The 21801-nt window shown below is 59.3% G+C and carries 19 protein-coding genes; 3 read left to right on the top strand and 16 right to left on the bottom strand.

Annotated features, from left to right (window positions below):
* Nucleotides 1-18 precede the first annotated feature (18 nt).
* Nucleotides 19-513 carry a gamma-glutamylcyclotransferase family protein gene (locus JJO78_RS03355; RefSeq protein ID WP_075195401.1) on the top strand — a complete coding sequence of 165 codons (495 nt, stop codon included), beginning with the start codon at nucleotides 19-21 and terminating at the stop codon, nucleotides 511-513.
* 13 nt (nucleotides 514-526) lie between these two features.
* On the opposite strand, the gene JJO78_RS03350 is transcribed toward JJO78_RS03355, so the two are convergent.
* On the bottom strand, nucleotides 527-1810 hold the full coding sequence (locus tag JJO78_RS03350; RefSeq protein WP_273622787.1) for an NAD(P)/FAD-dependent oxidoreductase: 1284 nt from the start codon (nucleotides 1808-1810) through the stop codon (nucleotides 527-529).
* Between the two features lie 260 nt (nucleotides 1811-2070).
* On the opposite strand from JJO78_RS03350, the gene JJO78_RS03345 reads away from it, so the two are divergent.
* On the top strand, nucleotides 2071-3534 hold the full coding sequence (locus JJO78_RS03345) for an aldehyde dehydrogenase (protein WP_379867383.1): 1464 nt from the start codon (nucleotides 2071-2073) through the stop codon (nucleotides 3532-3534).
* Between the two features lie 52 nt (nucleotides 3535-3586).
* On the opposite strand, the gene JJO78_RS03340 is transcribed toward JJO78_RS03345, so the two are convergent.
* Together JJO78_RS03340 and JJO78_RS03335 are read right to left on the bottom strand one after the other, a co-directional pair.
* Nucleotides 3587-4951 (bottom strand): glutamine synthetase family protein, encoded by a 1365-nt coding sequence (locus JJO78_RS03340; RefSeq protein ID WP_273622785.1) that lies wholly within the window; start codon nucleotides 4949-4951, stop codon nucleotides 3587-3589.
* A 120-nt stretch (nucleotides 4952-5071) separates the two neighbouring features.
* Entirely contained in the window at nucleotides 5072-6136 is a 1065-nt protein-coding gene (locus JJO78_RS03335) for an endonuclease/exonuclease/phosphatase family protein (RefSeq protein WP_273622784.1), read from the bottom strand.
* 158 nt (nucleotides 6137-6294) lie between these two features.
* Between JJO78_RS03335 and JJO78_RS03330 the strand changes: the two genes are divergently transcribed.
* Nucleotides 6295-8247: a hypothetical protein gene (locus JJO78_RS03330; RefSeq protein ID WP_075195406.1), complete on the top strand. Its 1953-nt coding sequence runs from the start codon at nucleotides 6295-6297 to the stop codon at nucleotides 8245-8247.
* On the opposite strand, the gene JJO78_RS03325 is transcribed toward JJO78_RS03330, so the two are convergent.
* The 13 genes from JJO78_RS03325 to JJO78_RS03265 all read right to left on the bottom strand — a co-directional run bounded on the left by JJO78_RS03325 (nucleotide 8244) and on the right by JJO78_RS03265 (nucleotide 21707).
* A complete protein-coding gene (locus JJO78_RS03325) occupies nucleotides 8244-9239 on the bottom strand; it encodes a branched-chain amino acid ABC transporter permease (protein WP_041333636.1) in 996 nt (331 codons plus the stop codon). The genes JJO78_RS03330 and JJO78_RS03325 overlap by 4 nt on opposite strands.
* A gap of 2 nt (nucleotides 9240-9241) precedes the next feature.
* On the bottom strand, nucleotides 9242-10129 hold the full coding sequence (locus JJO78_RS03320; RefSeq protein ID WP_075195407.1) for a branched-chain amino acid ABC transporter permease: 888 nt from the start codon (nucleotides 10127-10129) through the stop codon (nucleotides 9242-9244).
* Between the two features lie 114 nt (nucleotides 10130-10243).
* On the bottom strand, nucleotides 10244-11458 hold the full coding sequence (locus tag JJO78_RS03315) for an ABC transporter substrate-binding protein (protein ID WP_075195408.1): 1215 nt from the start codon (nucleotides 11456-11458) through the stop codon (nucleotides 10244-10246).
* A 92-nt stretch (nucleotides 11459-11550) separates the two neighbouring features.
* Nucleotides 11551-12273 carry an ABC transporter ATP-binding protein gene (locus JJO78_RS03310; protein ID WP_036202479.1) on the bottom strand — a complete coding sequence of 241 codons (723 nt, stop codon included), beginning with the start codon at nucleotides 12271-12273 and terminating at the stop codon, nucleotides 11551-11553.
* Nucleotides 12270-13046 (bottom strand): ABC transporter ATP-binding protein, encoded by a 777-nt coding sequence (locus JJO78_RS03305; RefSeq protein WP_036202477.1) that lies wholly within the window; start codon nucleotides 13044-13046, stop codon nucleotides 12270-12272. The genes JJO78_RS03310 and JJO78_RS03305 overlap by 4 nt, the downstream gene beginning before the upstream one ends.
* Nucleotides 13047-13116: 70 nt before the next feature.
* The gene (locus JJO78_RS03300) at nucleotides 13117-13926 is read right to left on the bottom strand and encodes an alpha/beta fold hydrolase (protein ID WP_075195409.1); all 810 of its coding nucleotides are present in this window, start codon (nucleotides 13924-13926) and stop codon (nucleotides 13117-13119) included.
* A gap of 4 nt (nucleotides 13927-13930) precedes the next feature.
* The gene (locus JJO78_RS03295) at nucleotides 13931-14347 is read right to left on the bottom strand and encodes a PaaI family thioesterase (RefSeq protein ID WP_075195410.1); all 417 of its coding nucleotides are present in this window, start codon (nucleotides 14345-14347) and stop codon (nucleotides 13931-13933) included.
* The gene (locus JJO78_RS03290; RefSeq protein ID WP_075195411.1) at nucleotides 14344-15993 is read right to left on the bottom strand and encodes an AMP-binding protein; all 1650 of its coding nucleotides are present in this window, start codon (nucleotides 15991-15993) and stop codon (nucleotides 14344-14346) included. Before JJO78_RS03290 ends, JJO78_RS03295 begins: the two co-directional genes overlap by 4 nt.
* Nucleotides 15994-16151: 158 nt before the next feature.
* Nucleotides 16152-17045 (bottom strand): 3-hydroxyisobutyrate dehydrogenase, encoded by an 894-nt coding sequence (mmsB, locus tag JJO78_RS03285; protein WP_075195556.1) that lies wholly within the window; start codon nucleotides 17043-17045, stop codon nucleotides 16152-16154.
* A 46-nt stretch (nucleotides 17046-17091) separates the two neighbouring features.
* Nucleotides 17092-18186 carry an enoyl-CoA hydratase/isomerase family protein gene (locus JJO78_RS03280; protein WP_075195412.1) on the bottom strand — a complete coding sequence of 365 codons (1095 nt, stop codon included), beginning with the start codon at nucleotides 18184-18186 and terminating at the stop codon, nucleotides 17092-17094.
* A gap of 39 nt (nucleotides 18187-18225) precedes the next feature.
* Entirely contained in the window at nucleotides 18226-19005 is a 780-nt protein-coding gene (locus tag JJO78_RS03275) for an enoyl-CoA hydratase (protein WP_036202464.1), read from the bottom strand.
* Nucleotides 19006-19040: 35 nt separating this feature from the next.
* Nucleotides 19041-20207, bottom strand: a complete 1167-nt coding sequence (locus tag JJO78_RS03270) for an acyl-CoA dehydrogenase family protein (RefSeq protein WP_041333630.1) — start codon at nucleotides 20205-20207, stop codon at nucleotides 19041-19043.
* A gap of 9 nt (nucleotides 20208-20216) precedes the next feature.
* Nucleotides 20217-21707, bottom strand: coding sequence for a CoA-acylating methylmalonate-semialdehyde dehydrogenase (locus tag JJO78_RS03265; RefSeq protein WP_075195413.1), 1491 nt, complete (start codon nucleotides 21705-21707; stop codon nucleotides 20217-20219).
* Nucleotides 21708-21801 lie beyond the last annotated feature (94 nt).

Raw genomic sequence — 21801 nt, 5'->3', positions numbered from 1 at the left:
CGCCAACAAGGACATTGCATGCTCTGCTTCAGCTATGGCTCCAACATGTCGCAACGACGACTCCAGGCCCGGGTTCCATCAGCCCGATACATAGCTGTCGCAGAGCTTACAGCCCATCGGCTCCGCTTCCACAAATCCGCCAGCGACGGCTCCGCCAAATGCAACGCGGAAGAGACCGGCAACCCGGGGGACTGGGTGACCGGCGTGGTGTACGAAATTGATGATTCAGAGAAACCAGACCTGGACCGGCATGAGGCATTGGGGTTTGGCTACGATGAGAAGCAGGTTGAGCTGAAAACCGAACAAGGCACCCTGCACGCCTGGATGTATTATGCCACCCGCATCAACAACTCACTTAAACCCTTCCACTGGTACAAGGACCACGTGCTCATCGGCGCCCGGGAAAACGGCTTGCCGGCGGACTACATTGCGCAGATTGAAGCCGTGGAGTCCCTTGATGACCCCAAACCAGAGCGGCACGCCCGGGAGCTGTCGATTTACAGCAACACATAGGCTGCCGGCTTCCTTACACCCCCAACCGATCCCGCAACGCGTAATACCAGGCCCCTATTGCCGTCAAAGGTATCCGAAACGCCCGCCCACCCGGAAACGGGTAATGCGGCAGGCTGGCGAAGGCGTCGAAACGCTCGGCCTGGCCCTGGATGGCCATTGCCAACGCCTTGCCCGCAACATGGGTAAAGGTTACGCCATGGCCAGAGCAGCCCTGGGAATAAAACACGTTGTTCTGCAGCCGGCCCATTTGCGGCAGGCGTGACAGGGTGAGCAAGAAGTTGCCGGTCCAGGCGTAGTCGATCTTCACATCGGCCAGCTGCGGGAACGTTTTCAGCATGTTGGGGCGAATCAGCCGTTCGATGTTGGCCGGGTCTCGGGCGCCGTAGACCACACCACCGCCGTAGATCAGCCGCTTGTCGCCGGACAGGCGGAAATAATCCAGCAGGTAGTTGCAGTCTTCCACGCAGTTGTCCTGCGGCAGGAGTTGTCTGGCGAGGGCATCGTCCAACGGTTCGGTGGCGACGATCTGAGAGCCACAGGGCATGGACTTGGCGCCCAGTTCCGGCACCAGTCCGCCGAAATAGGCATTGCCCGCCAGCACCACAAACGCTGCCCGCACTTCGCCTTGATCGGTTTTCACCGTGGCAGGTTGGCCATGAACAATGTCAGTAACGGCTGAATGTTCGTGGATCACGCCACCGAGGGATTCCAGGGCAGCCGCCTCTCCCAGGGCCAGGTTCAGGGGATGGATATGCCCCCCGGTGTGATCAATCGCACCGCCGACATAGCGCTCGGTGCCAACCCGGGCACGAATTCCTTCCCGGTCCAGCAGTTCCAGGTCCCCGTACCCGAACCGCCGCCAGAGTGCCTGTTGATCCTCCAGATGGACGAGCTGCCGTGCGTTCAGGGCCGCGAAAATGCCGCCCTCTTTCAGGTCGCACTGGATGCCGTAATCCCGTACCCGTTGACGAATGATCTGGCTGCCTTCAAACGCCATGGACGCCAAGTGGGTCAGGTGATCCGCTGTGGTCTGGCGTTCGATTGCGTCGAGGTCACGGCTGAAGCTGTTGACGATCTGCCCGCCATTGCGGCCGGAGGCACCCCAGCCCACGGTAACGGCTTCGAGCACCACCACCCTGAAACCGGCTTCGGCCAGGAACAATGCGGTCGACAACCCGGTGTAACCAGCACCGACCACGCACACATCAGCCTCGCAAACACCCTGAAGCGCCGGCCGTGTAGGGGCCGGATTGGCCGATGCCGCGTAATAGGATGGAACCGGGGAATGCTGGGTCATGGAGTTGTGCCGAATGGGTTATCAAAAAGGGTTCTTTGGCAGGCAATGAAAAGGGCAATCCTGTTGCCCGCCGAACTCAGTCTATGCCGGCTTTCAGCCCACGGGAAGACACGTTCTTGTACCTATATGGAAGGCCGTCGACGCGGCTCAAACACCTGCTATGATGACGCCATTCCTTTGCCTTCGAGGCCGCCATGTCTGACCCTGTATCCACCAATGCCATTTCCGGAACACCCACTAGCCAGCCCGAGTGGCAGGCAATGGCCGACACCCTCGCCATAGAGGGCCGCGCCTATGTAAAGGGCAGTTATCGCTGGGCGGTAAACGGTGAAACCTTTCCGTCGATCAGCCCGGTAAACGGCCGCGAACTGGCCCAAGTGGCCAGTTGCGACAAAGCCGATGCGGACAAAGCCGTAGCCATCGCCCGAAAAGTCTTTGAGCGCGGCGACTGGCGTGAGCTGGCCCCGGCCAAACGCAAAGCTGTGCTGATTCGCTTTGCGGAATTGATCGAAGCCCACGGCGACGAACTGGCCCTGCTGGATACCCTGGATATGGGCAAACCCATCAGCCATGCCCGTACGGTGGACGTACCGGCCACCGCCCGCGCCATACGCTGGACCGCCGAAGCCATCGACAAGGTGTATGGGGAACTCGCCCCCACGCCCCATAACCAGATCGGCATGATTTCCCGGGAGCCTATGGGTGTGGTGGCCGCCATCGTGCCCTGGAACTTCCCGATGATCATGGCGGCCTGGAAAATCGCGCCGGCGCTGGCCACCGGGAACTCAGTGATCCTCAAACCCTCGGAAAAATCGCCGCTCACAGCCATTCGCCTGGCTGCACTGGCCACCGAAGCCGGCATACCCGACGGCGTGTTCAACGTACTCCCCGGTTTCGGCCATACCGTGGGTAAGGCCCTGGCCTTGCACATGGACGTGGACTGCTTGGTGTTCACCGGTTCCACCAACGTGGCCAAGCAACTGATGGTCTACGCCGGCCAGTCCAACATGAAACGGGTGTGGCTGGAGGCCGGCGGCAAGAGCCCCAACATCGTGTTTGCGGATGCCCCGGACCTGAAAAAAGCCGCCGCCGAAGCCGCCAGTGCCATCGCCTTCAACCAGGGCGAAGTCTGCACCGCCGGTAGCCGTTTGCTGGTGGAGGAAAGCATCCGCACCGAATTCGTTGGGCTTATCCGCGAGGCCCTGAAAACCTGGCGCCCCGGCCATCCGCTGGACCCAGCCACCACCTGCGGCGCCATCGTCGACCAGGCTCAGCTTGATCGCATCATCGACTACATCGGCATTGGCCAGTCGGAAGGGGCAACACTGGTGGAAGGCGGTCAACGAGTGATGGCAGAGACCGGAGGTCTGTTCGTGCAGCCCACGGTGTTCGATGGCGTGAACAACCGCATGCGCATTGCCTCGGAGGAAATCTTCGGGCCGGTGCTCTCGGTGATCGGTTTCACCACCGCCGAGGAGGCCATCGAGATTGCCAACGATTCCATCTATGGGCTCGCAGCCGCCGTATGGACCTCCAATATCAATACCGCCCACAAAGTGGCCAAGGCACTGCGGGCCGGCAGTGTGTGGATCAACCACTACGACGGCGGCGACATGACTGCACCGTTCGGAGGTTTCAAGCAGTCCGGCAACGGGCGCGACAAGTCCCTGCATGCATTCGATAAATACACGGAACTGAAGGCCACCTGGCTGGTGCTTGAATAGTTCCCACGAAAAACGGCGCCCTGTGGCGCCGTTATCGGATGACGGGAAGCCATTAAACCGTATGCAGGTACCAGAGATATTCGAGATCTGAGATGGTCATCTCGAACTCGTTCAGTTCGTGCTCCTTGCAGGCGACGAACACATCCAGAAATTCCCTTCCCAGATAGTCCGCCATCACCGGCGACTGACCGAGCTCCCGCAACGCATCCCGCAGGTTATTCACCAGACTGGCTTCGTGCTGTTCGTGGGCATTGCCCACGGTCACGGGCGGTGGCTCGATGCGGTTGGAAATACCGTAGTGAATGCCCGCCAACACCGCCGCCATCAGCAGGTACGGGTTGGCATCAGCACCCGCAACGCGGTGCTCAATCCTCAGCGCCTCGGGATCTCCACCCGGCAGGCGCAGGCTGGCCGTGCGGTTATCCACGCCCCAGGTCGCCGCACTGGGCACGTAATACTCCGGGCTAAACCGGCGGTAGGAGTTGATGTTGGGGCAGAACAGCGCCATGGCGTCGTTCATGGTGGCCACAAGCCCACCAACGGCCCAGCGCAGCATGTCGTTAGGTTGCTCGGCGTCGCCGGCAAATACATTGCGCCCTTCCCCATCAATCAGGCTGACATGCAGGTGCATGCCGCTACCCGCCTGGTTGTGATACGGCTTGGCCATGAAGGTGGTGTCCATCTCATGGTCGTAGGCCATATTCTTGATCAGGCGTTTGAGCAGGGTGGCGTGGTCGCAGGCCTGCACGGCGTCATCCACGTAATGCAGGTTCACCTCAAACTGGCCAGGGGCGGATTCCGCCACCAGGGCGTCCGCCGGCAACTCCTGCTCATGGGCCGCATCCAGCACATCCGCCAGAAATTCCGCGTATTCATCCAGGTCGTCAATGGAGTAGGCCTGGGTGCCCGCCGGGCGCTTGCCGGAAATGGGCGACTTGGGAGGCTGGGGTCGGCCGGCGAGGTTTTCCTGGTCGATCAGGTAGAACTCCAGCTCATAGGCGGCGACCGGGGTCAGGCCCAGTTCCTCGAACCGCTTGACGATGTTCTGCAGCACCACGCGCGGGTCCGCAAAAAAGGGTGTCTCACGATCCAGCTCATACATGGTCAGCAGCAGTTGGCCAGTGGGCCGCTTCTGCCAGGGTTCCATGGTGAGCGTACCGTCGATGGGCAGGCACACACGGTCCGCCTCGCCGATATCCAGGCCCAGACCGGTCTCTTCCACGGTAGTGCCCTGGATATTCAGGGCAAAGATGGACGCCGGCATCGCGATGCCCCGCTCAAACACCTTGGGCAGGGTTGAAGGGTCCACGCGTTTACCGCGGACAATGCCGTTCATATCCGGGATCAGCAGGTCAATAAACTGCAGTTCGGGGTGTGCCTGAAGGAATGCGTCAGCGCTCGCAAAACCAGAACCCATAAGGTCAGCCTTTCAAAACTCAAACAGGCCTGTGGCGAGGGGCCGGCACAGGAGATTTTCAAGGCTCCTTTATCCTGCTTTCCGGGGCAATTTGCAAGATAGGGACATACCACAGCGCGCCTAGTCATCCTGATCCCGAATCTTGCCTTCGCGAATGTTCTCACGGGCTTCCTGGTGCTCGTCGCGGTCCGCTTCCGGAGCTTCGTGCTCATCCGCTCTTGAAGGGCGGAAGCACAGCGTGGTCAGTATCGGGAAGTGGTCGGAACCAAAGGGGGCGAGCCGTTCAATTCTGCCCAGCGTAAAATGCTCGGTGGTGAAGACGTGGTCCAGCGGCCAGCGCAGGTACCAGCGTTCGGCGTGAAAGCTGTTGAACATGCCCCGCCCCCGACGCGGGTCCAGCATGCCGCTGACGCGGCAAAACAGCCGCGTGGTGCGGGACCAGGCCACATCGTTCAGGTCACCGGCGACAATGGCGGGGTAACCATCTTTATGAATCTGTTGGCCGATCAGTAACAGTTCAGCATCCCGCCACAGGGACTCCTCACTTTCACTGGGTGCCGGTGGGCGCGGATGCACGGCGTGCAGTTTCACACGATCACCCGAGGGTAACCTCAACCAGCCGTGGATCGAAGGGATATCGTCCTGAATCAGGTAGCTCACCTCGGCCTCTTCCAACGGCAGCCTCGAATACAGATGCATGCCATAGAGGTTGTCCAGCGGCACGCGGATAATGGTCGGCCAGTCACCAAAAGCCGCATCCAGCTGATCGCCCCACCACTGATCCGATTCCAGAGTCAGCAACACATCTGGCCGGTGTTCCTGGACCTGGCGAATTAGCCCCTGGCTGTTGCGGTTGGGCGTCAGTACGTTGGCAATCATCAATGTGACACAGCGGTCTTCCTGGCCGGGCTCCGCTGATTGCACCTGCAGGGGCCATAAGCGTGTCCACGGCAAAATGCGATACAGCTGCAACGCAAGCACCACCGCCAATATCGCAAGCACCCACTTTTGCAGGCCATCGTTCTCCAGCCATAGCGCTGCGACTGCCAGCAATACCGCCAGGCTGACAATCTGAACACGGGGGAACTCACAGGCGCGGATCCACCAGTCATGAAGGCGCACTTTGCCGAGGACGGTCACCGCGAGCAGGGCGATGGCCAATGTCAGCAGGGTATAGTCGATCAAACAGGCCTCCGAGACAGAGTCGTATATCTGTACCTACACCATAAACGATTGACACAACTTCTGCTGGACGACCTGATCATCGCCAGCTTTGTCTCTGGCCCGGGGCCGACTACACTGCGAGTGACGGAGCGAGGAAAAACGAAAAAAGGAGTTAACCCTTGGATCTTGCCCAGGCTTCATTGCAATTCGATGCCGCTCTGGCAGACTTTGCCCGCGCCCGCAGCGCGTCACCACAAGCCTCCAGCCTGGGGCTGCTGGAGCGTGCGCGCCTTCTAATGACGCTGCCGGGAGGTTTCGATGTCCTGTACCGTCGGGTTCGCGCTCTGGAATCCGCCGGTATATTCGGCACCAGTGACTGGTCTAAACCTGCCACCCTGCAACCTGCCCTGGCCAAGCACTCACTGCGAGAGGCCGGTGCGGTTACCACCGTTGTCGAGGCGATCAGCGAAATACGGCTGCTGGCGGTGGTGCGCGGTGACTATTTTCACCCTGGCATTTCCTCCGAGCAGGCCCGGCATTTCCTCACCCAGGTGATGGCCCTGAACCTGGACCTGCTGTCTGGCACTCTCACCGAAGCCGATCGCGAACGGCCCAAGCAACTCGGCCCCCTGGTGCTGGGGCTATACCAATACCTGATATCCCACCTTGGCTACGAGAACCTGTTGGACAGCCTGGTGGCTGAGGTGTGGCGGCTACTGGAACAAGGCCCTGTGCAGGTGGACAGCATCTGCGACATGATTGGCCAGATCGCCAAATGCCTGTACGACCCGGAACTGAAAACCACCGGCACGGCCGACGCCACCCGGCTGGTACGGGCCCTGTTCGCACCCACACCCGGCAGCCGCGAAGACCCCGGATTGGACGTTTACCAGCTACGCCTGACCCAGATGGACGACGTTGAACTGTCCGCGGAAGCCAGCGAGTTCGCCCGCAACATGCACGACACCGGGCTTGCGTCCCCTTATCATGCCGTGTTCTTACGGTTCCTTCGTACGAGTGGCGAGGACGAACTTATCCCCACGGCCCTGGGCCTGACAATGACCGGGCTGGATGACCTCTACTGCTACAACCAGCTTGTAGATGCCTTGATTGATGAAGCCATCCATCCGGAAACCTGTCAGGCGGTCTACGGGCTGACCATGATGCTGGAGCGGGGTTCGCTGTTCACCCCACCGGTCGCCCAGGCACTGTGGCGGCAGATCAAGCTTAAATTATCGGCGGAAACCGAGCAGGCTCTGTCAGAAGCGTTCGGCGATGAGGTTCCACCAAGAGTGTTCCTGCTGGCCGGCGTGCTCAACCTTCTGGGCCAGCCACTGGGCGTGGGCCAGGGCAACAACCCCAGTTGCCAGTCTGCCATAGGATTGTCCATGTGGGCGGCCAACGAGGCTGATTACCTGCTGCAGGTACTCACCTGGGCAGCCCGCGACAACGAGGTACTGAGTCGGTTTGAAGGCTGGGAAGTATCGTCCAAGAACCTGGAGCCGGGTCTGGTCAAGGACACCCCGGTGGATGTGGACCCGGTGTCACTGATACTGATTCCCCACCTGGACCGGATATACGGTGAGATGTGGCGGCGCTGCGAAGACCGTAACGACGACGCCCACCGCTGGATCAACCCGGAGTTCTATGGCTGGTGGGTCAGCCACGGCTTCAAGGTGGTGGCCGATATCCATACTGGGGAAGTCACCGACTACGACGATTTCATCCGGCACTTCTACGCCAGCTATCACCCCTACTACAACGGCAACATTCCGGTGATTCACCACCAGCCTGCCGGCATCGCCGTTACCGACAGCGCCGCCCGCTTCGTCGGCCGACATGCCATTACTATCCTGCGAGTGGCCCTGAGCCCCAGAAACGAAATGCGGGTGTACTTCTTCAACCCCAATAACGACAGCGGCCAGGACTGGGGCCAGGGCATCACCTGCTCAACCCGGGGAAATGGAGAGATTCGGGGTGAGGCGTCCCTGCCCGTGGCGGAATTCACGTCCCGCCTCTATGTGTTTCACTACGACACCCTGGAACTGGGCGACCTGACAGCCATACCCGAGGCCGAAGTGGCCCGGGTCATGGCGTTGGGGTATGGCAGTTGGGCGGCCAGCGACGATTAACTCATGTTCTTGCGCATGAAGTTCTGGATCTCACCCACAATACCCGAGCGGAAGGCCATCACCGTCAGCACGAAGATACCGCCAAGAATGGGATCTACCCAGTCACCCAGCGGCCCCTGGGCCAGCTGATATTCCAGGTTCACCACGAAAGTGGCACCGACCACCGGGCCCAGCAACGTGCCGGTACCACCCAACAGAGTCATCAGGATGACTTCGCCGGACATGTGCCAATGAGCGTCGTTGAGAGACGCAAGCTGGAACACCACGGTTTTCACCGATCCGGCCAGGCCGGCCAGGCCTGCAGAGATCACGAATGCGAGGAGCTTGTAGCGATCCACGTTGTAGCCAAGGGACACCGCCCTGGGCTCGTTCTGCTTGATCGCCTTGAGCACCTGCCCGAAGGGCGAGCCGACAATGCGCTGCACCGCCAGATAGCCTCCGAGGAAGACCGCCAGCACGAAATAGTACATGGCGTAGTTGTTACTCAGGTCAACAAAGCCGAACAGGTGGCCGCGGGGTACGCCGTGCATACCGTCCTCACCACCGGTAAACGGGGCCTGTACGAAGAAGAAGTAGACCAGTTGCGCCAACGCCAGGGTGATCATCGCGAAATAGATTCCCTGGCGGCGAATGGCCACAACCCCGAAGCCGAGCCCCAACACCGTTGCCGCCGCTGTGCCCACCAGAATCCCCATTTCGGTCGTCAGACCGGAGAAATTCGAGAGCAGGTAACCGGTGGTGTATGAGCCCGCCGCCAGGAACGCAGCGTGCCCGAAAGACAGCAGGCCGGTGTAACCCAGCAGGAGGTTGAACGCCACTGCGAACAGGGCGAAGCACAGGATTTTCATCAGGAACACGGGGTACATCACCGCCGGTGCCAATAGGAGCAGCGCCAGCAGCACAAGATTCAAAATCTGCTTCTTGCGTTGCTCGGATTTCTGCTGCTGAATAATGCTTTGCTGGATATCTGTCTGCGTGGTTGCGTTCGCCATGACTATGCCTCCTTACCAAACAGGCCCGACGGGCGAATCAACAGAACAACCACCATCACCAGGAAGATCACGGCTGCCGACCCTTCCGGGTAGAACACTTTGGTGAACCCTTCTACTACCCCCATCATCAGGCCGGTAACGACGGCTCCGGCGATAGAACCCATGCCGCCGATGACGACCACAGCAAACACCACGATGAGTATGTTGGAGCCCATTACCGGCGATACCGAATATATGGGTGCGGCAAGCGCACCGGCGAAGGCGGCGAGCATGACACCAAAACCGTAAGTGAGGCTGATCAGCAGTGGCACATTGATGCCAAACCCCTGCATCAGCTGGGAATCTTCCGTGCCGGCCCGCAGGTAGGAGCCAAGCCGGGTTTTCTCAATCATGAACCAGGTTGCGAAGCACACCAGCAAGGCAGCGACGATCACCCAGGCTCGATAGTAGGGAAGGAACATGAACCCGAGGTTCATACCACCTCTGAACACCTCCGGCATGGAATAACGCAGGCCAGAAACGCCGTAAATATTGGTCAGAACACCTTGAAGGATCAGTGCAATCCCGAAGGTCAACAACAGGCTGTAGATGTGATCCTGGCCCGCGATGCGGCGCAACAGGAAGTACTCCAGCAGAATGCCGAAACAGCCAACAATCACGGGTGCGACGAAAAGCGCTACCCAGTAGTTGACTCCGAAGGCATCAAAAATCAGTACGGTACACATCGCACCGAGCATGTACATGGCACCGTGGGCGAAGTTGATGATTTTCAGCAGGCCAAATATTACCGCCAGGCCGAGGCTCAGCAGAGCGTAAAAGGCACCATTGATCACCCCGAGCATCAACTGGCCAGACAGCACGGCCACGGGGACTCCCAGAATCTCGGTCATGTTACAAACTCCAAAAGCAGCGCAACGGATCATTCACAAGTTGCGTGTCTGCAGGTCAGTGGCCGCCCCGCCAGCACTGCTGGATAGCGCGGGACGGCCCAGTCGGTCAGAACATCAGTTTTTGGTTACGAGCTTGCACTTGCTCTCAGACAGCGGGCGATAGGCCTCGTCCCCCGGGATGGTGCGTACGATGTCGTACAGGTCCCACTCGCTCTTGGACTCCTCGGGCGTTTTCACTTCCGCCAGGTACATGTCGTGAACCATACGGCCGTCCTCACGAATGATGCCGTTCTTGGCAAACATGTCGTTGATCGGCGTATCCATCATCTGCTTGCGTACCGTTTGGGCGGCATCCGAACCGGTGGCCTTCACAGCGTTCAGGTACTGCATGGTGCTGGAGTAGATACCGGCGTGAACCATGGTGGGACGAACGCCGGTTTTTTCCATGAAACGGTCAGACCAGGCACGGGTTTCGTCGTTCATGTCCCAGTACCAGCCGGTGGTGAGCTGGATACCCTGGGCAGACTGAGCACCCAGTGCGTGAACGTCGGTCAGGAACAACAACAGCGCCGCCAGGGTCTGGCCGGACTGGGTCAGGCCGAATTCACCGGCGGTAGTGATGGCATTGGTGGTGTCTGCACCGGCGTTTGCCAGGGCCACCACGTCAGCGCCTGAGGACTGCGCCTGCAGGATAAAGGACGAGAAGTCAGAGGTTGGGAAGGGATGACGCACTGCCTGCATCACTTCGCCGCCATTCTCTTCCACCACACGGGTTACGTCGCCTTCCAGGGCGTGACCGAAGGCATAGTCAGCGGTCAGGATAAACCAGCTCTTGCCACCTTCTTTAACCACCGCGCTTGCCGTACCGTTGGCCAGCGGATAGGTGTCATACACGTAGTGGATGTGGTTCGGCGTGCAGTGCTCGTTGGTAATACTGGACGCGGCAGAACCGGAGACGATACCCAGTTTGTCGTTTTCTTCCAGGATGTTGCTGACGGCAATGGTGACCGAGGAAGCAACCAGGCCGGCGATCAAATCAACGTTCTCGTTCTCCACCCAGCGCCGGGCAGTACTGGAGGCGGAATCCGGGCTGTTACGATCATCCGCGCTGACCACTTCGATCTTGGCGCCATTGACCGTGCCACCGAAGTCCGCGATGGCCATTTCCAGGGCTGTCTGGCCATTGGGGCCGGCCAGGTCACGATAGGTGCCGGACATGTCGGCCAGGTAACCGATTTTAACGGTGTTGTCGGATATCTCAGCCTGGGCAGCACCCACAAACATGGCTGATGCAATCGCTGATGTCAGAAGCTTTTTGGTGATTGTCATTGTTGTTTCTCCGCTACTGTCTTTGCGTTGGTTTTCGGGTTTCGTTCTTATTGCTCTTGTTGCACTCTTTATTTCACTCTCATCCCCAGGCCTTACACACCCAGGTACTTGTCCAGCATCGACTGCTTGGCCTCAAGCTCGTCGGCGCTGATCTCCTCCACAATCTGGCCGTGTTCCATCACATAGTGACGGTCCGCCAGGGGTGCGGCGAAATGGAAATTTTGCTCAACCAGGACAATGGTCAGGCCTTTTTCCTTCAGCTTGACCAACACCTCGCCCAGTGTTTCAACGATGACCGGAGCCAGGCCTTCGGTGATTTCATCCAGCAACAGCATGTTGGCGCCCGTTCTCAGAATCCGGGCCATGGCCAGCATCTGCTGCTCACCACCCGATAGTTTGGTGCCAGGGCTGGTACGGCGCTCGTACAGGTTGGGGAACATGGAGAAAATTTCCTCCAACCCCATGCCGCCACTTCGGACGACCGGCGGAAGCGTCAGGTTTTCCATGACATTGAGTCCGGAAAAAATGCCCCGGTGTTCGGGGCAATACCCTACTCCCAACCTTGCAATGTGGTGAGGCGCACACGTCATGGTCTCCTCACCGTTAATCATGATCGAGCCGGTGCGGCGGCCCACCATATTCATAATCGCTTTCAGGGTGGTGCTACGCCCGGCCCCGTTGCGGCCCAGAAGGGTGACCAGTTCCCCGCGCTGAACCTCCAGATCAATGCCATGGAGAATGTGGGACTCGCCATAGAACGCGTGAAGCCCGGAGATTCGTAGCTGTTCGTAATCTTTCGAGTGGGCCTGGGTCATTCCGCCGCCTCCTGCTTCTTGGTGGCCGTGCCACCCATATACACCTCACGCACACGGGGGTCATCGGACACCTGTTGGTAGTCGCCTTCGGTGAGCACGGCCCCCTGTGCCAGCACGGTGACCCGGTCGCACAGTTTGCTGACCACACCCAGGTTGTGTTCCACCATCAGCACCGTGCGGCCTTGAGCGGCCTTGCGCACCAGTTCAACGACCCGCTCCACGTCTTCACTGCCCATTCCCTGTGTGGGCTCATCCAGCAACAGCAGCTCCGGCTCCATGGCCAGAGTGGTGGCCAGTTCCAGGGCGCGTTTACGACCGTAGGCGAGTTCGACGGTGGTGGTATTGGCGAATTCAGTCAGCCCCACACTGTCCAGCAGTTCCATGCAACGCTCATTGAGCTTGTTCAGGGACTCGCCGGATTTCCAGAAGCGGAAGGAGTTTCCTTCAAAGCTCTGCAGAGCGACGCGAATGTTCTCGAGCGCCGTCATATGGGGGAAAACCGCAGAAATCTGAAAGGAACGGACCACCCCTTTGCGGGCAATGGCCGCCGATTTCATTGAAGTGATGTCCTCACCCTTGAACAGGATTTTGCCTCGGGTAGGAATCAGGAATTTGGTGAGCAGGTTGAATACCGTGGTCTTGCCCGCGCCATTAGGGCCGATCAGGGCATGTATGTGGCCACGCTGCACCTTCAGGTTAACGTCATCGACCGCCACAAAGCCCTTGAACTCTTTGACGAGGCTTTGGGTCTCCAGAACGAACGGGTCACTCATGAGCCATTCTACCTTTGTTATTGTTGTGCGTTTATACTGTGTACAGAGTAGATTGACGTCTACGTAAACGTCAACCGAAAATCGTACTTTTTTGGCCAATCGCCATTCGCAAAAAATCACTGACCAACGTCAGCGCCTGGGCAGGCTGCTGCAAGTGGGGCGAATGCCCCGTGCCAGCCATGAACACCGGTTCAGCCCGATGCCCGATACCCTCCACAATCCGGGTCACCTGCTCTGGAACGCCATATTCATCATCGTCCCCTTGAATGATCATAGCCGGGCAACGAATGGCGTCCAGCCAAGGGCCAAAGTCCATGGACTCTTGAAATCCCTCATCCAGCCAGACGTCCTGCCAGGCGTAGAACAACGCATCAGTGCGTTCGCCGTGATGGCGCAGTAACTTCTCGCGAATACCTTCTTCCAGGTAGCGACGGCGCATGTCGCGGATACCAGCCAGGGTGAGGTGATCGGCCCAGGTATGGGCGGCCATGGTGACCAACCCTTTTACCCGCCCTTCCAACGCTGCTGCGGCAATCAGGGCAATGGAGCCGCCATCGCTGTGGCCCACCAGAATCACCTCATCAATCGCCAGCGCATCCAGCAGCCGGGGCAACCACACGGTGCCTTCCTGCTCCAGATAATCGTAGGGACGGGGCAACGGCTCGTCACTGGAGGCACCGTAACCACGGCGCTCATAAATCAGCGCATCGAGGCCCGTGACCTCCGCCAACTGGCGCGGGAACTGCTTCCACAAGGCAATGTTGCCCAGGGATTCATGCAGGAACACCAACACAGGCCCGGTACGGTCACCGTGGCTCAGGCGCTGGGCCTGAACCCTGACGCCCTCCCCCAGGGAAACCGAAAGATTGCTGACGTTCATGCCGTCACCGCTGCGCCGGAATCGCGTAGGTGATGGTGGCATGGGCAACCGGGTCTTCCAGGCCATCGGAGAGAATATAGACTTCACCCACCCCACTGGTCTTGCCGATTCTCAGCATGCTGGCCCGCGCCCGGATCGGGCTGTGGGCCACGGGCTTGCGCAGGAAGTTGATGTTGAGGTTACTGGTCACCGCCAGCGGCACCAGGCCGATTTTTCCCAGCAGGGCGGCATACAGGGCCACGTCCGCCAACGCCATCATGGCGGGGCCGGACACCGTGCCGCCGGGGCGCAGATGCTCTTCAGCAACCTCCAGCTTCATTTCGGCCCAACCGTCGCCCAGTTCCTGCAGGGTGCCGTAGCGGGCACCCTGGGGAAACTGCTCGGCGAGGAAGGCCTGCAGCTCCTCGAAGGTGACAATCATCCCTGTTTCTCTTCCTTCGCCTGGTTACGCAGAACAAAGCGCTGGATCTTGCCACTGGGGGTTTTCGGCAGCTCATCCACGAATTCAATTTCACGGGGATAGGCGTGAGCGGAAAGGCGATGGCGAACCAGCTCCTGCAGCTCGTCCTTCAGGGCATCTTCGCTTTCAGGCTCCTGGTCACCCTTGATAACCACATAAGCCTTGATAATAGAGCCCCGCTTTTCGTCGGGCTTCGCCACCACACCAGACTCGGCCACCGCCTTGTGCTCCAGCAGGGTGCTTTCCACATCGGCCGGGCCCACACGGTAACCAGCAGTGGTGATAATGTCATCGTCACGGCCGCTGAATGAGAAGCAGCCACCGCCATGATTCACCACCATATCGCCGGTGAGGTAGTAGCCATTCACGAACGGGTCTTTTTCGCCCCAGGTGTAGCCGTCGAAATGGAACAATGGCGAGGCGTTCACATCCACTGCCAACTGGCCGATCTCACCTTCGCCCACAACTTCATTCTTTTCATTGAGGGCAACGACTTTGTGGCCAGGAGAGGAATAGCCCATGGAGCCCTGGCGCACTGGATGATCAAGGCCATGGAAGTTACAGCAGGTCATGCCGGTTTCGGTCTGGCCATAGTGGTCCTTGACCGGGCAGAAATGACGCCGCTCAATCCAGCTCACCACTTCCGGGTTCAGCGGCTCACCGGCACTGCTGGCCACCCGAAGGCCAAGATTCTCTCCTTCCGGAAGAACGTGGTCATTGGCTTTCAGCAACCGATAAGCAGTCGGGGCCGCCGCCAGGTTGGTGATCTTGTACTTGCGGATCATGTCGTAGGTGGTTTCCGGGGTAAACGCGCCCGGGTTGAAATGGGTGGCATGCCCCATCAGCAACGGGCCCACCACGGCGTAGTAAAGACCGTAGGCCCAGCCCGGATCAGCCACGTTCCAGAACACATCATCGTCCCGCAGGTCGATGGCATATTTCATGTACACGTAAAACGCCAGCAACGCCTTGGCAGGAACCGCAACACCCTTGGACTTACCAACCGTACCCGAGGTAAACATCTGCAGGAACGGATCACCACCCTTGATCAGTACCGGTTCAAACTGGCCAGACTGCTCTGCCAGTGTCTTTTCAAAGTCCGGGATATCGCCACTGACTTCGGCCGCGCTCACGCACACCACAGGTGCGCAGTCCTTGACCTCGGTAAGTTTCGGGTAGTTGACGGGGTCAGTGACCACCAGTTTGGTGCTGGCGCGCTCGAAACGATACTCGATGGCACCAGGGCCAAAGGCGGTGAACAGCGGCTGGTAAACGGCGCCAGCGCGAAGGGCGCCCGCGATGACAATCAACAACTCAGGGCTGCGAGGCAGCAGGGCGGCAACCCGGTCGCCCTTGCCGATACCGCGGGAGGTCAGGTAGTTCGCAAAACGGGCGGATTGTTCTTTCAGCTCGGCGAAGGTCAGCTTGCCGGAACCGCCGTCAGCTTTTTCGTAATAAAGCGCAACCCGTTGGGGGTCGTCTGCCCATTTGTCACAGATTTCCGTACAGACGTTCAGGCCATCGTTCAGGTTACCCTCCAGAATCTCGGCTTCGAGGCTGGCGGGGTCGAAATTGTCATAGACCGATTGGTAATCCGGGAGGCTCATAATCCAGTCCTTTTATTGTTGTGGCAAATTCTGAACTCAATGTGTATCACAGGCTATAGTTTACGTAAAGGTAAACTTAAAGCTAAAAATAAGCGCCTTCAAAACCCATCAGCATGAACGAAAAGCTCGGCCCAGATGGCCCTGAAGGCGCTGCCTGTTCAGCCCTGCTCGCGGTAATAGAACTTCTGTATGCTGGAGAAATCCAGCCCGCCATTACCCTCGTTGGCATGGAGCGCAAACAGGTTACGGGCCAACGACCCCATGGGGATGGGGGCCTGATTCTTGACCGCATTGTCGAAGGCCAGCCCCAGGTCCTTGTTCATCAGGTTCACCAGGAAACCGCCTTCGTAGTCACGGGACGCCGGAACACCCTCCATGACACCCGGCCAGGGGTTGTAGACGTTCAGCGCCCAGTTACCACCGGAACTCTGTTTCATGATTTCCGACAGTACCGCAGGGTCCAGGCCGTTCTTCACGCCCAGTGCCAATGCTTCGCTGGTACCGCTCATCAGGATGGCCAGCAGCATGTTGTTGCAGATCTTGGCAACCTGCCCGGAACCGTGGGGGCCAGCGTGGAAGATGTTCTTCCCCATACCTTCAAGAATGGGTTTGGCGCGCTCGAACGCGTCCGCCTCACCACCACAGATAAAGGTCAGCGTGCCCGCCTTGGCGCCACCAACACCGCCGGAGACCGGCGCATCCATAAAGGTGATACCGGCCGCCACAGCTGTTTCGGCCACACCTTTCGCGGTTTCCGGTGCGATGGTGGAGGAGTCGATCACCAATGTGGTGGACGGCAGGTTTTTCAGCAGGCCGTTGTCGCCCAGATAAACCGCTTCCACGTGCTGGCCCGCAGGCAGCATGGAAATCACCACCTCGGCACCCTCCACTGCTTCCTGAATCGTCGCTGCAGATTTCGCACCTTCGCTGGTGAGCGCCTTGACCGCCTCGGAAGACAGATCAAACACCGTCAGGTCGTGTCCCGCCTTAACGAGGTTGGCGGCCATGGGGCCACCCATGTTGCCAAGACCGATAAATGTGATAGTCGCCATATTGTTGTTCTCCATTTTTGATCAGTGTTGGTCTGTTCGGTTTTGTTCAGGGCTCGATAAAGAATCGGTCGATCCATTCCGGGTCCACGCTCTTCAGTGTCGGGAAATGCCAGCGTGGCTTCAGGTCCTTGTCGATCAACAGTGCCCGGACGCCCTCGGCAAACTCACCCATCTTCAGGCAGCGTTTCGATATTTGAAGCTCCTTGTCGAAAACCTGGGACAGGCTGTCGTGCAAGGTGTCGTGATAGTGTTGCCAGGTCAGAGTCAGGGACGCCGGCGACGCCGCCGCGACCGTCTTGACCGCCTTGATCAGCCAGGGATCTTCGCCGGCGTACTGGCTCAGGTTATCCACCACGTCCACCAGCGAATCGCCGTCGGTAAGGACCTGGATCACATCAAAGTGCTCGCGTACCACGGCCTGTGGCATTGCCTCGCGGGAGCCCTCCTCGAATCTGCGCAACACTTTGCTAACAGCGGCATGGGCGCCACCCTCAAGGCCGGCAAAGCCCGACTGCTGCAAGGCCTGCTTGACCTCCTCGCGCATGTCGTGGCGAATAAACCGATCGGCCAACCCGGTAAACAGCGCATCAGCGCCGTTCATCCGCGCCCCGGTCAGCCCCAGGAACAAACCGATCCGGCCCGGCATTTTGTTGAGGAACCAGCCAGCGCCGACATCCGGGTACAGGCCGATACTCACTTCCGGCATCGCCACACGTGAATGCTCCGTCACCACGCGGTGGGAGCCGCCAGACATCAGGCCGATGCCGCCGCCCATCACCACGCCATTGCCCCAGACAATAAAAGGCTTGGGATAGGTGTGAATCTGGTAGTCCAGTTCGTATTCGTCGGTGAAGAATCTATCCCCTTCACTGACGGCACGACTGTCAGAGCGCGGCTCTGTCATGTCGCGATACAGCGCCACAATGTCCCCGCCGGCGCACAGGGCCTTGTCGCCCTCGCCTTCCAGCCACACGGCGCCGATGGTGTCGTCCGCGGCCCACTGGTCCAGCTTTGCCTTCAACAGGTGGATCATCTCCAGCGACAATGCGTTCATGGCGCGCGGAGCGTTCAGCCGTGCCACACCAATGCGGCTACCGCCAGCGGCTTCCAGTTCCTCAAAAATGACTACTTGATCGCTCATACCATTCACTCAGTAATCCGGCCCGATTTATCGATGCTTTTAACGGTTTTTCCATTCCGGCGTGCGCTTTTCAAGGAACGCATTCACGCCTTCGCGCTGGTCTTCGGTGCTGAACAGTTCGATAAACAGTTCCCGCTCCATTCTCCAGCCATCGTCGTGACTGCGACCGTCACGGGCGCTCATCACCAGGGTCTTGCAGCGGGCAACAGACGACGGGCTCTGCTTGCCGGCCATCTCCGCCAGCTCCAGCGCCTTGTCGAGGGCTGCGCCCTGCGGCACCACTTCCTCCACCAGCCCGATGCTCAGGGCCTTGTCGGCCTTGATACGCTCACCACACAGGATCATGCGCTTGGCCCAGCCTTCGCCGACCAGCCAAGGCAGGTTCTGGGTGCCACCGGCACAGGGCAACAGGCCAACGGTGGCCTCTGGCAATGCCATCTGGGCATGCTCCTCGGCAATGCGGATGTCACAGGCCAGGGCACACTCCAGGCCACCCCCCATGGCATAGCCGTTCACGGCCGCAATTGACACGCCACGGAAGCGAACCAGGGCATCGAATGCCTGACCAAACGCCTGCGCCATGACACTGGCGTTACCAATGTCGCCATCGGCGAAGGCCTTGAGGTCGGCACCGGCAGAGAAAAACTTCTCGCCCTGGCCAGTGACCACCAGCGCAAAGATATTGCGATCAGCGTTGAGCGCCTCAATCGTCTCTTCCAGCGCCTTCAAAGACGCCTTGGTCCAGGTATTGGCCGGGGGGTTGTTAATGGTGATGATCGCGGTGTGGCCGCGCTTTTCCAGCTGAATCAGTTCGCTCATGTGAATTCTCGCCTTTTGTTAGTTGGCAGAAGCGTTTATTGAATAGCTTCAGCGACACCAGGCTCCAGTAGCCGGCGGGCTACGATCAGCCGCATGATTTCGTTGGTGCCTTCCAAAATCTGATGCACCCGCAGGTCGCGTACGTAGCGCTCCAGCGGATACTCGCGGATATAGCCGTAACCACCGTGGAGCTGAAGTGCTTCGTTGCACACCTCGAAACACGCATCGGTGGCGAAGCGTTTGGCCATGGCGCAATGCAGCGTGGCTTCGGTATCGCCCTGATCCAGCCGGTAGGCTGCCAGGCGAACCATCTGCCGTGCGGCTACCAGGTTGGTTGCCATGTCCGCCAGCTTGAACTGCAATGCCTGGAAGCCCGCCAGGGCCTGGCCGAACTGCTCGCGTTCGTGCATGTAATTGCGCGCGCGCAGCAGCGCCGCCTGGGCACCACCCATGGAGCAGGTGGCAATGTTAAGGCGCCCACCGTCCAGGCCTTTCATGGCGATCATGAAGCCCTGACCTTCTTCACCCAGCCGGTTATTGGCCGGCACGCGTACGTTCTCGAAGGTAATCTGGCGGGTGGGCTGGCTGTTCCAGCCCATTTTTTCCTCGGCCTTGCCGTAGTGGATGCCATCACTGTCAGCGGGCACCACAAACGCACTAATGCCCTTGGGACCACTGCCCGGCTCACCGGTACGAGCCATCACCACCAGCATCTGAGTGGCGCCAGCGCCGGAAATAAACACCTTGCTGCCATTCAGTACATAGCTGTCGCCGTCCCGTGTGGCCTTGGTGCGCAGGTTACCGGCGTCAGAGCCGGCACCCGGTTCCGTCAGGCAGTAGGAACCCAACCATTCACCACTGGCCATTTTCGGGGCGATCTGTTTCTGGATATCGGCATTGCCAAACTGCGCCACCATCCAGGTCGCCATGTTGTGGATGGTGATGTAGGCGGCCGTGGAAGGACAGGCAGCCGCCAGCTCTTCCACGATCACGCTGGTATCCAGCCGCGACAGCCCCATGCCGCCCTGGGCTTCCGGCGTGTAAATACCGCAAAAGCCCATCTCACCGGCCTCGCGAATCACTTCCACCGGGAACACATGCTCGGCATCCCATTTGGCAGCGTGAGGCGCCATGGCCTTCTCCGCGAAGGCCCTGGCGGCCTCGCGGAAGGCCAGCTGATCTTCAGTCAGATCAAAGTTCATGGGCTCCCCTTACCGCATGCGGATGGAGAAGTTGGTTTCAGCCACCGCATCGCTGCTGAACCAGCGACAGGTAATGGTCTTGGTCTCGGTGTAGAACTTCACCGCCTGCTTGCCGTAGGCGTGCTGGTCACCGTAGAAGGAGCCTTTCCAGCCAGTGAAGGAGAAGAACGGCAGGGGCACCGGAATGGGCACGTTGATACCCACCTGACCCACTTCGATCTCATGCTGATAGCGACGTGCTGCACCACCGGAGCTGGTGAAGATGGAAGTACCGTTACCGTAAGGACTGTCGTTTACCAGGTTGATGGCATCTTCCAGGGTGTCCACTTCCATGCAGGCCAGAACCGGGCCAAAGATCTCTTCCTTGTAGACATCCATCTCCGGCTTGACCCCGGCGAACAGCGTCGGCCCTACCCAGTTGCCGTCAGGCAGACCATCAACGGTGCAGTTGCGGCCATCCAGCAGCAGCTTGGCGCCTTCTTCCTCACCGCGGGTAATCAGCGATTCCACGCGCTGCTTCGCCTGCTTGCTGATAATCGGCCCATAATTGGCTCCCTTGTCGTTCCAGGCACCGGGTCTGACCGCAGCCAGGGCTTCCTTCACTTCCGGAATCCACTCCTGGGCCTCGCCCACGAACACGGCCACGGAAATCGCCATGCAACGCTGGCCGGCAGCACCAACCGATGCGCCTACCAGAGCTTTGACCACCTGATTCTTGTCCGCGTCCGGCAAGATCACCATGTGGTTCTTGGCGCCGGCGAAACTCTGTACACGCTTCATGTTACGGGTGCCGGTTTCGTAGATGTAACGGCCCACCGGTACGGAGCCAACGAAGGACACAGCCTTGATGGCCGGATCGGTCAGCAGCACGTCTACCTGTTCTTTACCGCCGTGGACAACCTGCAACACACCCTTGGGGGCGCCTGCTTCTTCAAACAGCTCCGCCAGACGCATCGGGGTCAGCGGGTCCTGCTCGGACGGCTTGAGAATGAAGGTGTTACCGGAGGCAATGGCCATCGGGAACATCCACAGCGGGATCATGGCCGGGAAGTTGAACGGCGTGATACCGGCACAGACACCCAGCGGCTGGGTGTAGGAATAGGTGTCGATCTCGCGGGCGACGTTCTCAACGGTTTCACCCATCATCAGCGAGGGGATGTTGGCTGCGTGCTCCACAACCTCGATACCACGCCATACGTCGCCTTTGGCATCCTCGAAGGTTTTGCCGGTTTCGCTGGACAGGATCTCGGCGATTTCATCATGGTGTTCTTTCAGCAGGGCCTGGTAACGCATCATCACCCGGGCGCGCTCGGAGACCGGGACCTCTTTCCAGGTCTTGAACACTTCGCCTGCGTTGTCGATAGCGCGACGCATCTCGGCGTCGGTGGTGCAGGGTGCACGGGCAATCACTTCATTGGTAGCTGGGTCAGTAACGTCAATCCACTGCTCAGTCTGGCTTTGGACGAACTCACCACCGATATAAAGGGGTACGTTTTTCATAGCAATATTCCCTGTCATTGTTGTAGGTCTTTGGGCCTGTGCCCTATGGTTGTCATCGATCCTAGCACAGCCTTCTGCCGCTTAATGATTGACT

Source organism: Marinobacter sp. DS40M6 (assembly GCF_028581595.1).
GTDB classification, from domain to species: domain Bacteria; phylum Pseudomonadota; class Gammaproteobacteria; order Pseudomonadales; family Oleiphilaceae; genus Marinobacter; species Marinobacter salarius.
Note: the sequence above shows the minus strand (reverse complement) of the source record. Positions and strands in the feature narration are given on the sequence as shown.